The 13,979-nt window shown below is 70.0% G+C and carries 9 protein-coding genes; 3 read left to right on the forward strand and 6 right to left on the reverse strand.

Annotation, left to right across the window (positions count from 1 at the left end; genetic code table 11):
- Window positions 1–128 precede the first annotated feature (128 nt).
- The 6 genes from AB0I60_RS34635 to AB0I60_RS34660 form a co-directional block, all read right to left on the reverse strand.
- On the reverse strand, window positions 129–1,382 hold the full coding sequence (locus tag AB0I60_RS34635; RefSeq protein WP_360737723.1) for a hypothetical protein: 1,254 nt from the start codon (window positions 1,380–1,382) through the stop codon (window positions 129–131).
- A gap of 125 nt (window positions 1,383–1,507) precedes the next feature.
- Window positions 1,508–2,587, reverse strand: coding sequence for an SAM-dependent methyltransferase (locus AB0I60_RS34640; RefSeq protein ID WP_360737725.1), 1,080 nt, complete (start codon window positions 2,585–2,587; stop codon window positions 1,508–1,510).
- On the reverse strand, window positions 2,584–3,543 hold the full coding sequence (locus AB0I60_RS34645) for an SAM-dependent methyltransferase (protein ID WP_360737727.1): 960 nt from the start codon (window positions 3,541–3,543) through the stop codon (window positions 2,584–2,586). Before AB0I60_RS34645 ends, AB0I60_RS34640 begins: the two co-directional genes overlap by 4 nt.
- Window positions 3,544–3,645: 102 nt before the next feature.
- Complete coding sequence (locus AB0I60_RS34650) at window positions 3,646–4,668, reverse strand: hypothetical protein (RefSeq protein WP_360737729.1); 1,023 nt, start codon at window positions 4,666–4,668, stop codon at window positions 3,646–3,648.
- A gap of 6 nt (window positions 4,669–4,674) precedes the next feature.
- Window positions 4,675–5,049: a hypothetical protein gene (locus AB0I60_RS34655; protein ID WP_360737731.1), complete on the reverse strand. Its 375-nt coding sequence runs from the start codon at window positions 5,047–5,049 to the stop codon at window positions 4,675–4,677.
- 440 nt (window positions 5,050–5,489) lie between these two features.
- Window positions 5,490–5,915 (reverse strand): hypothetical protein, encoded by a 426-nt coding sequence (locus AB0I60_RS34660; RefSeq protein ID WP_360737733.1) that lies wholly within the window; start codon window positions 5,913–5,915, stop codon window positions 5,490–5,492.
- Window positions 5,916–6,618: 703 nt separating this feature from the next.
- Between AB0I60_RS34660 and AB0I60_RS34665 the strand changes: the two genes are divergently transcribed.
- From AB0I60_RS34665 to AB0I60_RS34675, 3 genes are all read left to right on the forward strand, one after another.
- The gene (locus AB0I60_RS34665; RefSeq protein WP_360737735.1) at window positions 6,619–7,104 is read left to right on the forward strand and encodes a hypothetical protein; all 486 of its coding nucleotides are present in this window, start codon (window positions 6,619–6,621) and stop codon (window positions 7,102–7,104) included.
- Window positions 7,101–8,420, forward strand: coding sequence for a hypothetical protein (locus AB0I60_RS34670; protein ID WP_360737737.1), 1,320 nt, complete (start codon window positions 7,101–7,103; stop codon window positions 8,418–8,420). The genes AB0I60_RS34665 and AB0I60_RS34670 overlap by 4 nt, the downstream gene beginning before the upstream one ends.
- Window positions 8,421–10,112: 1,692 nt before the next feature.
- Complete coding sequence (locus tag AB0I60_RS34675) at window positions 10,113–13,226, forward strand: lantibiotic dehydratase (protein ID WP_360737739.1); 3,114 nt, start codon at window positions 10,113–10,115, stop codon at window positions 13,224–13,226.
- Window positions 13,227–13,979: the final 753 nt, after the last annotated feature.

Raw genomic sequence — 13,979 nt, forward strand, 5'->3', positions numbered from 1 at the left:
CCCGGCCTGGCGGAGGGCGGCGCCGGGCCGGCCGTGGCGCACATCGTGGAGCGTGGTGCGCCTCGGCCGCGTGGTGCCGGCCTCCGGGAGGTCGGCGGCCGGGTTCACGGCGGAGGACGGGGCCGTGGTCAGTTGGACGTCTCGTCGCCGGCCGTGGGGTCCGTGTCGTCGGTCGTGCGCCGGCTTCGTCGTGGAGGGCGGGGGTGTCGGACGCGCCAGCCGATCCAGTCGACCCTGTGGCGGATGGGCGCGTCGGCGGGGCCGCGCAGGTGGAAGCCGACCGGGAAGTCCTCGACGTGGTAGCACGTGCCTTCCTTGTGTTTGCGGGTGTCCATGCACCGTGAGGGCTGTCGGTACAGGCCGACCGGGTAGCGGAAGTCCAGCGGCCCCCGGGCCTGTCCCGGTGCGGTGGGGTCGGTGGGACGGCTGCGGTGTCGGCTGTGCAAGCGCACGACGTGCACCGCGCCGGACGGGTCGAGCACGTCGGCCCGTCGGTCGCGTCTGCGTTCGGCGGCGGGCACGTGGACGTGGTCGGTCTCGCTGATCGGGGTCTGGGTGCCGGTCAGGGCGTGCAGTTGGAACAGCGCGTAGAGCACCTGCAGCCACGCCTCGGCACAGGTGCCGGAGGTGGGTACGGGCAGTGTGTGGCCGAACCTCAACCGCCGGTGGGCGCACCAGGACACGTCGGCCTGGCCGGCTTCGCGCACGACCCGGTCGTGCAGTCCGGCCATCGTGCCCGCGGTGACGGGCAGGCCGTCGGGCCTGCGGGTGCCCACGACCAGATCGCGGTCCAGAGCCTGCCACCGGTTGGGCATGCGCGGCCGGTAGAACGACACGTCGAGATGGTCTCCCTCTGCGGTCGTCCGGCGGGCCCAGGTCGCGGCGACGACCGGTATCGGTACGTCGACGGTCGTGTCCACCCAGTCCGGCGGGGCCAGATTCAGGTCGTAGCCCAACACCGTGCCCAGGCTCGTCCGGAGCGCGCCGATGGGCTCGTCGAACACCACGAACCCCGCCTCGCCGGGGAGCACGGCCCGGTCCAGCGGCTGGTGGGCCGGAGTCCGGCCGAAATCCCGCGCCAGCGCCGACATGTCCGCATCCACCGCACACAACCGCGCACCACGCAACGTCTCCGCCTCGGCCTCGAGCACCGCGCGGGCCCGGCGCGCACGATCCTGCACGGTCCGGTGCCGCGAGTCCCTGCGCCAGAAGTCGTTCCGGGCGAACAGTCCGCCGTCGAACGCAGTCGCCCAGCCCACCATCGTCTCACTGGTGAGACCGGCCAGGATCTCCCGGCGCAGCCGGGGCAACCCGACCGGAGCAACGGCACGCCACGTCTGCGGTCGGGCCAGGTCGGTGATGAAGGAGGAGTCGCTGTCCACGGTCTCGCTGTTCCTCTGTCGGGATGGGCGTTTTGCGACGCGGCCGGTGTTCTCGAACCGGGGTGCTGCACCGGCCGCCGTCGGATGTCGAGATGGCGGACGAACGGACAGGGGTGATCGGGCGGTCACGTCGGTCGACGCCGCCACCGTGGTGGGGCGGTCGTGAAGGTCGTGACCTGAGCGGGGTGGTCCAGGGCGTGGCCGGTGACCGGTGCCGGGGGAGGGAAGGCGGGCAGGGGGTGCCAGCCCGCCTGTCGGGCGAGAGGCAGCGGGTCGGGCAGGGCCTGGTCGGGGGAGCGGGCCAGCAGCAGCACCGAGCCGGGTCGGACCGTGTGGCGCCAGGACCGCAGAACGCTGCGCAGCCGTCGGGGCCGGGGCACCAGGTCGCTGATGGTCAGGGCGTCGAGGACGACCGGACGGCCAGGATGAATCCGACGACCCGGGCCCAGCGGGTCAAGGCCGGTGACGGCCCGCCACACTCCACGCGCGTCGAAAGGGTCGGCGACCAGCACGTCCACATGGCGCCGACAGCGGGTCGCAGCCCGGGCGGCCTCGGCCAACCGGTCGTAGGTGACGACGTAGACGACCGGCACGGGCGGGTCGACGCGGGCGAGGGCGACGTGCGCAGAGCGGACGACCCGGGCGGCGGGGACTCCGGTGGACAGGTCCAGGACCTGCTCGGCCAGGCCGTGGTCGGCCAGCGCCCGCAGCACGCGTTCACGGTCGGCTTCGACGGCGCGGGCACGCGTGTCGACGGCGGGGTCCCGTGCGCGCAGGCGGGCGGACTCCACGCGGTCGACGGGACGGTGCAGCGTGCCGCCCAGCAGGTGGTTGCGGACCAGGACCGGATGCGGCCACCGGGTGCCGGATGCGTCCGACGACGCGGTGCCGGACCCGGACGCGACCGGGGCCGGGGCGGCGCGTCGCCACAGCGTGGGTGTGCGCCGTGGTGCGGGCAGCAGGTGCAGTTGACGCGCTTCGGCCCGGCCCAGGTCGGTGACCCGGTGGATGCACCGGCGCCGTGCCCCGCCCGGCTGTGTCGTGTCCCGGTGGCGGGTCACCAGCCCTGCGGCACGCAGCCGCGCCAGGTGCGGGTAGCCGGCGACCACCCCCGATCCGGTCCTGGACCGCAGTTCCGGGCCGGTCAGGCCCCGGTCGCCGGCGGCGGCCAGGACGGTCAGGATGCGGTCGGTCGTCGCGGTCACCGCCGCTCCTCCGCGTCGTGCCACGCCGGACCGTCGGACTCCGCACACACCTCGGGCAGGCCGGAGAAGTCGGGCACCGATCCGCTGGTGCGCCCGGCGCGGGCGCGGCGGCGTGGCCGGTACTCGGCGATACCCGCCACCACCGACGCCACCCGGCTGTGCAATCGCCCCACCGGGGAAGGGGTGGGGCCGTCGACGGGGGTGCCGGTGGGGGTGAGCAGGGCCGGCGGCCGGGTCGGAACCCACCCGGTGTTGCGCAGCGCCAGGTCCAGGGCCGCGGCCTTGCGGGCGGTGAACACCAGACCCAACGACGCATAGAGGATGCGTGCCGCACGGGCGGCAGTCACCTCGACGGCGGTACGGGCGTCGTCGCTGTCGTGGGTGAACACCAGCACCGACCCGTCCGGCAACGCCCGCCCCCAGGCCGACAGCACACCCTCCAGCACCGACTCGGTCGGCAAGCTCTCCCACGCGCCGCACCCGGCCAGCAGCACCACCGGCCGGCGCAAATCCAGCAGTCGGTGGCTGCGGATCGTCGCCACCACCGCGCCCGGGTTCTGCGGGTCACGCTCGACGACCCGATGACGCGTATCCCGGATTAACGCGGTCGACTGGGCCGCGGTGGCCGGATCGGGATCGACCCGCACCAACCGCACCCTCGCCCCGACCCCGGCCGTGCCGTACGGGCCGTCGGGCGTGGGCAGCACCGGGGACACGTCCACGACCTGGTCGAAACCATCGCGGTACAGCCCACGCACCGCACGGGTCAGGAACACCTCCGACGCCCGCAGGTCCGCCGCCCAACGCGGCCACTGAGAGACGAGGCTCTCCGCGAACGCCCGGTCGGCCTGGGTGTGCACGCGTCCCCGCAGCAGATAGGACGCCACCCGTGCCGGATGCGGACGTCCGCCGCGCGGGGGCCGAGGCAGTGGTGGTCTCTGGTGGGCGACGCCCATCGGCGGAACGCTCCTCGCTGCTGGTGGACGGTCGGTGGTCGGTGACGGGTGGTGCGCCGGACAGTGGCGTGTCCGGGCGGTGCCGCGGCGGGGTTTCCGGCCTCAGTCGGCGGCGTCGGTCGAGGTGTCAGTGGAGGGGTCAGGGCGTGGAAGTCGGGCCCGCAGCGTCTCGGCGTCGTCGGGTCGGCCGGCCCGCTCGTAGAGCCGGACTGCGTCGCCGTGGACGCGTCGTGCCGGTGCGGCTTGGCCCAGAGCGGCGTGGGCGTCGCCGATCAGTTCCGTGATGCGACCGAGGTGGCCCGGATCGGTGGCGGCGTCGACCCGGCACGCCGCGTCGCGCAGTCCGGTGATCGCCTCCTGCGGCTGCCCGGCGGCGATCAGCGCCCGTCCGAGCGTGGCGGCGGCACGGGCGCTCTCGCGGTGCCGCCGCGGGTTCCCGGCGATCGCGGTGACCGCGTCGCGGGCCGACCGCACCGCCGCGCGGGCGTCGCCGGCGAGCAGTTGCGTGTCGGCGATCTCGGCCCAGCGCAGACCGACCGCGGTGGCGGGTCGGGTCCGCGTGCCGCCGGGGCCGACGACGACACGGTTGCGGTCGATCTCCACCGCGGCGAACAGGTCCGCCAAGGCCAGGTCGAATCTGCCCTGCGCCCGGTGGGCACGGCCGCGCTCGGTCAGCGCGGTGGAACGCGACCAGTCATGGCCGACCCGGTCGGCCGAGGCCAGCGCCGAGCCCGCCGTCTCAACCGCCTCGTCGTAGCGGCCGAGCATGGTCAACGCATACGCCTGGCGTGCCAGCGCCGGGGCCGCGATCACCTCGGCGATGCGTCCCGCCGCCCGCTCCGCCGCCCTAACCGCGACCGCCTGCACACCCAGCAGCTCCTCGTGGCGTCCCCGGACCCGCAGCGGGGACCACGCCGCCACGGCGAACCTCCACGCCGTGTCCACATCGCCCGCGTCGAACGCGACGAGCTGGGCCGCGCCCACGGTCTCCGCCTCGGCGTCGAACCACCCGAGCGCATCGAGCTCGGTGCCGAACACCGGCACCCGCCGCGGCGCCAAAGGCCGCCACTTGCCGGGATCGAGCCGTTCGGCCACCCCGTAGAGATGCCGCAGCAGATGGTCCATCACCCGTCAGTACGAGCGCAGCCGCTCCTCGACACCGAGCCGCCCGTCCTCGGCCGCCGGATCGGCCGTCCACCGATAGCGCAGACCCGATGCGCCGGGCGGCTGCGCGAGGTCCCGCCCGGCCGTCGTGGTGTGGGGGACCAGCGCTAGCCGGCCGGCCGCGAGGAGGTGGCCGGTGGCGACCGTGGCCGCCGCCAGCGCCTCGGGACCGCCCAGCGCGGCGGCAGCCGTGTCCAGAGTGAAACTGCCGCCCGGCAACAAGGCGGCACGGGCGAGAAGAGCCGCCGCGTCACGAGAGTGAATCGGGTCGTCCATGTCCTGCCTTCCGGGATCGTCGATATTCGGTGTGGAGTTGTGGACAGCGGGGAGCGCGTGGCTCACACCGGTCCGGCCTGGGGAGGGCCGGCGCGGTGTCGACGTCGCCGCATCCGCGCTGCGACACCACGGGGAGCGTCCGCCCACCCAACTTGGCGGTCGCGGCGCGACGAGCAGGCTCCAGCGACACACACAGCAGGTGCACGCCCAGTGGGACAGCACAGAAGAAGGGCCCGAGAAGGCGATACCGGCACGCTTCCGCCCATGTCGCCCGATTGCCTGCAGAAACCGGCCTCTTGGCCGTGCAGCACCTCGACGACGTCGCCGTACCTGGTGCATCGCCAGATGCCGGACGCGGACACCGTCCCGCGACGCGACGCTTCCGCAGCCGCGCCCCGGCACGGACCCTCGAACATCCGACTTCCCGACGCTTTTTCCCTCCGACATCGGGCCGATCCGACATAGCGACGAACCGTGTGAGGGTTCCGGGCTCGCGTCTCCTGTCCTCAGATCTGGTCGTCGGCTCTCCTGCCGTGCGGCTGCTCGACCACCCGTCCCGGCAGATTCCCGTCCTCGGCGACCTCCCCGAACAGCTGCCGCAACAGGTCGGGCGGGAAGTGCGGGTTCTGCCGGAGGGCGTCGATCCCCGCGAGCCGCGCCTCGTAGCGAGTCAGGCTCGCGTCCTCGACCTCCTCCTCGGCATCAGCTTCGGCATCCAGTTCCGGCCCGAAGTCCTCGAAGCGCGAGAACCTCGCCAACAGCACCGCGCTCGACTGAAGACGCAGACCCAGCAGGTGGGCCGCCCGTCCCAACGCGACGGTGAACTCCACCGTGCTGCGTGGATCCTCCTCGGACATCAACCGCCCGAGAAAACTCGCGATTTCCGAGTTGGTGCCCGCCAAGTCGGCGGAGACCATCCTCCGTTCGTTCACAACAAGCTCCATCACAACGTCGATCGACCCTCCGGACACCCACGGTTGCCGCCGCCCACGTCTTCGAACCGCCCGGCGACCAGCCCAGGACCGGGAGCACTTGCCAGCGGAAGCAGCGCCCAGGGGCGGCCGGTCGACCGGCGAGCACAACCAGGGGGCAAGCGCGCTTTGCCAGCGGTTCCCACCCACCGGTGTTTTCGGCTGCACTCGCCCCGTCGGGATCGGACGCCAGCGTGCCCACGACCCGGTCGCGGGCTTTACGAGATGCGCGTTATTCAGTGGCTGCCCACTTACGGCGGTTGTGGTGGCACGGGATGCGGTCCAGAGGTCGTGGGGGAGCCAAGCAGACTTTCGGTGGAACGGGTGTCCGTATGAGGTGGTGCTATGCATGACCGTCTCGTCACCGATGCGGCGAATCGCCGCCTGCATCCAATCGATGAACACGATCACTTCGTCGCGGAGTTGCCGCCATTCCGGTTCCATGCACACTCGCCCGGCCGTTGGGTCGCTGGTGCGAGGCCATGGCCGACCTGCGTTCCGCGACGTGGTGTCCTGCCCGACCGAGGAAGTCGGGTGCTGGCCGCAGGACGCCTCTGGCTTCACCGCGACCGGGGTCCATGAGATCGTGGACGAGCCAGCGTGCACAGACGACATTCGATGACATCCGCGCGCGCCGTTTTCCCCGGACAGCGAGGTGGCAGGTATGATTAAGAGCGTGGCAGTCACCGGGCCCCGCCGGGTCAATGATGTCAGCCCGGATCGGCTGGCTTCTCTGTTCGACGGCTATCTCAGGCCCTTTGCTGGTCCGGACGCGCACGTCCACCTCGGCGGCGCGGCCGGCATCGACACACTCGCGCTGGACTGGCTGGCCCGCCACACCGCAGCCCGGCTTACGGTGGTCGTGCCCTGCATACTGCACGACCAACCGGCCCTCGCAGTTGAAACCGTCTCTGCCTGGCGAACACGGGGGAGGATCACCGAGATCGTTGAACTGGCGGCACCGCGTCTCGGCAGCGCGGCCTACCACGCCCGCAACCGGTGGATGGTCGACCGCAGCTCCCTCATCATCGGCTTCCCCCTCGACGACGACCCGGCCTCCGGTACCCGCTACACCCTCGACTACGCCGCCGAACAGGGGAAGCCGCGACTCGTCGTGCCACTGGGGTCCCCATGCGGGAGGGACTCGTGACGACCATAGACCGGTCCGCTGGCATCCTGCTGCTGCGCCGACTCAGGGAAAGCCGTGGTTGGTCGTGGTCCGATTTGGCCCGCGCAATGCTCGACACCGCCCGCCGCACCTCTCCTGCGACACACAGCCGCCTGACTCTTCCCAGCGTCTTGCGGTCGATCGCACGCTGGGAAAGCCTTAACGCGAGCACCGTCCCCGGCGACCGCTACCGCCTACTGCTCGCCCACCTCTACGCCCGCACACCGATCGGCGAACCGGCACTCGGACCTGGCACGGATTTTGACGTCCTGTTGACCGCACTGCGGCACCTCGGCGTGCCGGACGACCGGGTCGCCGCTATCACCGACACGGTCGCGCACGCCACCTCCGTCGAAGATCCCGTCCTCTGGCTCGGGACCGCCGCATGCTTCCATGTTCACGCATCTCCCGACGACGAGTCGATCGAGCAACTGACCCGCAGCGCGGCAGTTGTAGCCGCGGGTATCGGGGTTGTGTCGTTCGTCCGGCTCCACTTGGCACTGGCACCCGCAGTTCGTGCCTGTCGTGTGCTTGCCGGTCCCGCATCCGGGCACCGACCCGACCGCTCGCTCCGAGTCGCCGCTGACATTCTCGCGGTTGCGGCCCGCATCGCCTTCGAAACGCGCGACGACTCCGCCTCCGCAGCGCTCTACAACGAAGCCTTGACCGCCGCATCCCGGGCAGCCGACCACAGCGGTGCTGCCGCGATCCGCACCAGCCTGGCGATGGTAACTTTGCACCGCACCGACGACCCCGCCGTCGCCCAGACTATCGCCCGCGCCGCCACCCACGATGCCCACCGCGGTCCCAGCCACGCCATCCGGGCACGCGCCCATGCCGTGCACGCCGAGATCCTCGCCCGTGCCAGCGAATCAGATGCTGCCGCCGACGCTCTCGACCGAGCGCACGCCACACTCGCTCAAGCCACCGCCGACGATCCCCGAGCCAGCTTCAACCACGATCATCTTACCGGCTTCGACGGACTCTGCACTCTTCACCGCGGTGACCCGACTCGCGCCCACATGCTGCTCGACCGTACCCTCACCGGCCTGGCCGGACCCCGTGACACCGTTCAACGAGGCATCGTCTTGACCGACCTCGCCCGCGCCCGACTGCGCCTGGGCGACCCACGCGCCTGCGCCGAACTCGCTCACCACGTCGTCGAACTCATCACCCCCACCGCAGCACGCGTACCCACCCTTCGTATCCGCCGGCTATTGCGCGACTTGCGCCCATGGCGCGACCAGCACTTCGTCCATGAACTTCACGATCACGTCCACGACACCCTGCTCTGCTGACCCCTTAGATGGCCCGCTCGTAAGGGAAGGCATTCAGCACTCGGACCTAAACCGGTGAGGACGCGTTGACCCGCGAGAGCCCGTGACGCCGTTCGACACAAGCACATGGTGCACGAACTACTCCGGTCGCGCGGGGAAGAGTCGGAGCAGGCACGGTTGGTGCACGCCGTCCACGAAGAGGCCTGCTCGAGCGGGAAGGCCCGTGGCGGGTCAGGCCGATAGCCCGCGCCGCCCGCCCGGAAATCCCATTGCCAGGCCGATCAAGGGTGGCTTCCCCCGTCCGGATACTTGTGCAACCCGCGTGGCCGCGACCGCGCGGGGCATATCGCGACCTCCGCTTGCAGATCGGCGCCGTCGCCGCCTTCCGAGGGTCCGCCCTGGTGATGGCCGCTGCCATCGGCGGGCCGTCGCGCGCCGGCACTTCGGCCGCGTGGGGGTGTTCGAGGTGCTCGTGGCGTGGCCTCGTCAGGGAGTCCCATGCGCCTGAACCGCGCTCACGGTGTCGTCGGTCAACGGTGCGATGGCGAGATCACCGGCCACCGCCCACCCCTGCCCGAGGAGGGGAAGACCGGTTGCGTGGCACCCGTCGTCTCCGAGGTGCTGACGGCGTTCTCCGCTCGCGCCGCGCCCGAGTAGGCCGCCGAACTGCTCGACCACCCACCACGGACGCCGACATCGACGAAGTGATCCCGGTCGGCATCGAGCGTACGCAGGACCCGCTGGCGCACCGAATACCCGAGAACCAAGCCCAGTCCTAGACTCGTCCCCGCAGTGTGTCGTGCACGGCTGCGGCCGTCGGACCGCGCCGGCCGCCGTGCTCCACAGGCGGTCGGGCGTCGGACGGTCGGTGGGGAGCGGATCGTCATGTCGGGCCCGCTGCCCGCCCAGCCGGGCGGCGTTGCAGGTCCCGCCGCACATGACGTCGCACGTGACTCCGGTCGGCCACGCGGATCGGGGACGCCTGTACCGAAGAAACTGTCGACCCGGCCCGCGCGCAGGCAATCGCCGTAGGTGGTCAGGGGTCGGGCACGGGGCGAGGTCGCCACCGCGTGCCTCGTTGGGGGGTGCCGGACGGGCGGTGCAGCGTCGTGGTGTCCGTGACTGCGTAGCGCAACCGGAACTCCGGAAGGGGTCGCCCGGTGGGGTTCGATCCTTGCTCGTCCGGATGGTGCGGGTCAGGACGTGGGGTGGGCCGGCTTCCGGCGGGGCACTCGGACTGTGCTGTGACCGGCGGCTTCGGAGGTGTCATGCGTGGGTTCCGGGCACCGAGACCTCACGGAATCCGAAGTCCGCCCCGTATCCGCTGGACCATCGACCACCCCGACGAGCCGCTGCCGATGCAGGTCTCCGGCACTACCTTCACCGACCGGCGACGCAGACCACTGCCACCCGCAAGACCTTTCCGGACCGTGCCGGACCCGGTCTTCTCCCTGAAAATTCCAGAAGCGGCGTTGCGCCGATCCAAGTAGGCACCCGTCCCGCTCGGTGGACCACCTCCGGTCGCGTATCTCATCACCTCGGGACGCCGGGCACCGTGCGGACGGGAAAACCACATCTGGGAAGTGTCATCAACTCCGGCCATCCACGACCACGATCGGGGTAAGAAGCAGAGGATATCGGCGGTGTGCGCCCGGCGGTCGGGTCATCGGCGGATCGCACGCTCGGAGTTCCCATTCCCGCTCGGAGGAGCCCATGTCGAACGATATCTTTTTCACGGCACACGGACTTGTGCTTCTGCGTTCACCTGCACGGTCCGAGGGAGAATGCCAGGAGCCGCTGGAGGCGCTGTTGGACTTCGACACGCCCTCGACCCTCACCGAGTGGATCGTCCGAGTGGCGCAGGACGACCACTTGATGGAGGCACTTCGGATCGCCGTTCCTGTGCTGGTCCGCGACATCCGGCTCATCTCCACGGGAGAGCGGGACCGTGACCTCCGAAAGTTGCGGAAGGTGGCGCTGTCCACTCTCCAGTACGTCATCCGCATGCGCTCCCGGTCCACGCCGTTCGGATTGTTCTCGTCAGTGCAGTCGGCGAGGTTGTCGCCGGACGTGGACCTTTCTGGTTTCGCCCTCGACGGGCATCGCTACAAGTCCGTACGGCCGGATGGCGCATGGATCGCACGACTGGCGACTCGACTCCGGCGAACGCTGCCCTCGATGATTCACGGCCTCACCGTATGGCGGAACCCCTGCTCGCAGGTCTACAGCAACCACTTCGTGGGTGCGTGCCCGCAGTGGCGCTCGGATGCCTCGAATTCATGCGAACCCGCCTCGGAACCGGTCGATGCGCTTGCCCGGGCCGTGCTCGATGAGTGTCACCGGCCTGTTCCCGGTGGAGAGGTCATCGCATCGGTCGTCGCCCGGTGCGGGGTGACGGACTCGGACGTCGTGGCGGCGATCAACCGGCTCATCGACCTCGGAGCCCTGGTCTCCGACCTCCTGACGATCCGTGATCCAGGCGCGGACCTGGGGACACTGGCCGACAGGGCCGCACAGGCAGGAGGAGAGGAGGAGGCTGCGAAGCTGATCCGGATCCGTCGTGCGATCGAGGACTACGAAGCCACTCCCATCGGCCGAGGGCTGCCACAGGTCGAGTCGGTCGTCCAGTCGATGGGCGACGTGTGCGACGCAGAGAACTTCCTCGCTGTGGACACGTTCTGGAACGGCTCGCTGGAGTTGCCCGCCGGCGTGGGCCAGGAGGCAGCCGCTGCCGCAAGCCTGTTGCTGCGGACGGCCGGAAGCACCACTGAGCGAGACCACCTCGACGAGTACCACCAGCGGTTCATGGAGCGCTACGACCTGGATCGCATGGTCCCGATCCTCGAACTGCTGAACCCGATCACCGGCCTGGGTGCTCCGCGAACCTACCGGCACCCGGGATCGGACCGCAGGGCCGATTTCGCGGAGTACGCCTCCCATTCCGCCTCGCAGCCGGAGGCGACCGGCACGATGGAGGCATTCCGCGCGGCCCTGCTGGCGGAAGGCCTCAAGTCGGGTCGACTGGCGGTGCAGGTCACCGACGACCATCTCCGTCACCTCCCCGACGCAGATCCGCAACCGCCGCGGCTGTGGGGATACGAGCTCTACGCCCGCCTTCTGGCCGAATCGCCGGAAGAACTGGTGCAGGGCAACTTCATGCTGGCGCTCGGACCGCATCCCGGAAGCTGCACGCTCGGTGCGTCCTACGGCAGGTTCGCCTCGGTGCTGGGCCTCGGCGGCTACCGGGAGCTGCTCGGACTCAACGAGGCCGACGACCACTCGGAACGTCTGGTCGTTCTCGAAAGCCTCCCCCATGAAGCGAAGCATCTGAACGTCACAGGGGCCTCTGCCGCCCATCCGTTGCAGGTCGCCATCGGGTTCCTGCCCGGTGACGGCGAAGAACACACCTACCTCGATGTCGAGAAGATCCATGTAGGGGCCACGCGAAGCGGACTGTTCCTGCACTCCACCGACCTCGGCCGGATCTGCGTGGTGTCGGGAAGCATGCTGAGGACGCAGAACCTGCCCGATGTCGCACGCCTGATGGTGGACATCGGCGCGCGGGGCAGGACTCGGGTCGAGGGCTGGACGTGGGGCCCGCTGGCCACCATGCCCGTCCTTCCCCGCATCGAGTACGGGCGCTCCATACTGTCGCCCGCCAGCTGGAGCACCGAACCCGTGCAGAGCGCCGCCTCGACCCGGTCGAAGGACTGGGACGATGCCGTCGACGACTGGCGCGGAAAGTGGGACGTCCCCGCACAGGTGCAAGCAGGGCTGGAGGATCGGCTCGTCTGCCTCGATCTCACCATCGCAGCCCACCGCGAGGTCCTGCGTCGACTGGTTCGCGGCGCCGGCGCACCACGCGTCGTCGAAATGCCCGGCGGCAGCGACCGCCGGGACGGCTGGCTGACCAAGGACGGCCTCGCGCACCCGGGAGAGGTCGTGATCCCGCTGTTGCCGACCGTGACCGACGGGCACAAGACGTCCGACACCGGTCAACAGGAGGTGGATGTGCCGGCCGATGCCCGGGTGAGCCTCCCGGGATCCGACTGGATGTACGTGAAGATCTACATCCCGACCTACGTCCAGAATCTGTTCCTCACAGACGTCCTCCATCCGGCACTGAGCGACCTGATCGAAGCGGGTCGCTGCACGAAATGGTTCTTCATACGGTACCGGGATCCCGAACCGCACCTCAGGCTTCGATTCCACGGCAACCCCGAAGCGATGGTATCGGCGTTGCTGCCACGCCTCACGGAGATCGTGGCACAGGCCATAGCCGACGGGCTGGCGTCACGCATGGCACTGGAGACGTACGAGGCCGAACTGGAACGCTACGGCGGGACCATCGGCCTCGGACTCGCGGAGGAAGTCTTCCAGGACGACAGCACCATGGTGATGCAAGTCCTGCAAGATTCTGCGCGCGCCGACGAACAAGGGCACGTCGTCGACCGATGCATCTTCGCCGCATCGGTCGTGTCATTCATATACGAACAATTTGGACTGAAAGCGGCAGATCTGGCGTGTTCGGACCCGACTTCCCGTTCGAGGCCCACTCCGTCGACTCTGAAACAGATCCTGGATTCATGGCAGGACGTCCGCGACCGCCAAGACGTCCACGGGCGAAAACTTGCCGCATACGCCGCGCACGCCCGCACCGTCGAACAGGAAGGGCGCCACCAGTTCACACAGAGAGCAGCGGCCAGTGTGGCGCACATGTTCGTGAACAGGCTGGTGGGCGTCGACCCCGTGTTCGAGCACAAAGCCCTCGACTTCTCCTACGCGGCCATACGGTACAACGAAGGCCGCGCAGAGCATCACCGATGACCACCGCGAACGATCGCGTCCGGACGGACCGTCGTGCCGACTGACGTGACAGGCGGCACGCGACATGCGACACCTGCTTTCGGGCAGGTTGACCGGCTTTCCGTGCAGTCATCAAGCCTGCTCGTCTGACCAGTCACCAGACGCTGATGCCGCCGAGCATTCCACGGGCTGTCCCGCCCCCGGCTCAGCGACCGACGCGTCCCGGCCTCGATGGGATCTCCTCAGAGCATGGCGCGGTGCCGCGAAGAACCCGCCGCTGCACATCGCCTCCGGACGGCGGTAGTGGAGGAGACCGGCCGGGTGCTTCGGCCTGCATACCGAAATGTTCCGCAACCTGGTGCACGTGTCGCCACGGCTCTGGGAGATGCTCGCGCAGCCTGGTGTGCGACTGGCCACGAGCTACTACAGCGATCGTCCCGACGAGCACGAGGGCATCGGCAAGGGCGGGGTAGCCACGAGCGCATCAGGGCCAACATCGTGGGAGCGTTGCGTCGGTCGATTCCGCTCTGCGTCGAGGTGACCGACCTCGATGGCAAGCAGCAGGTCGATCAGGCCCCCATGGGCTCGTCGCGTCAAGGTTCGGGGACGAGGTGCGCTTAGACCGCCTGCGTAGCGTGGGAAGCGGAGCAAAGGGGGCACGCCCTCCGATGCGGCTGCGTTGTGTGGTCGCTGCCGGCCTCGCCCATTCGATGTGGCCGTGCGTGTTCGCATATCGACTGCCAGTGGGCGACGTGTGGTCGACCCCGCTCGCCG

The sequence above is a fragment of the Actinosynnema sp. NPDC050436 genome, assembly GCF_040655415.1.
Classification (GTDB): domain Bacteria; phylum Actinomycetota; class Actinomycetes; order Mycobacteriales; family Pseudonocardiaceae; genus Actinosynnema.

What these genes read in the sequence shown, in the direction of transcription:
- AB0I60_RS34645 (WP_360737727.1), bottom strand. Translation starts at nt 3,543, where the DNA reads ATGGGCGTCGCCCACCAGAGACCACCACTGCCTCGGCCCCCGCGCGGC.
- AB0I60_RS34675 (WP_360737739.1), top strand. Translation starts at nt 10,113, where the DNA reads ATGTCGAACGATATCTTTTTCACGGCACACGGACTTGTGCTTCTGCGT.
- AB0I60_RS34650 (WP_360737729.1), bottom strand. Translation starts at nt 4,668, where the DNA reads ATGGACCATCTGCTGCGGCATCTCTACGGGGTGGCCGAACGGCTCGAT.
- AB0I60_RS34665 (WP_360737735.1), top strand. Translation starts at nt 6,619, where the DNA reads ATGATTAAGAGCGTGGCAGTCACCGGGCCCCGCCGGGTCAATGATGTC.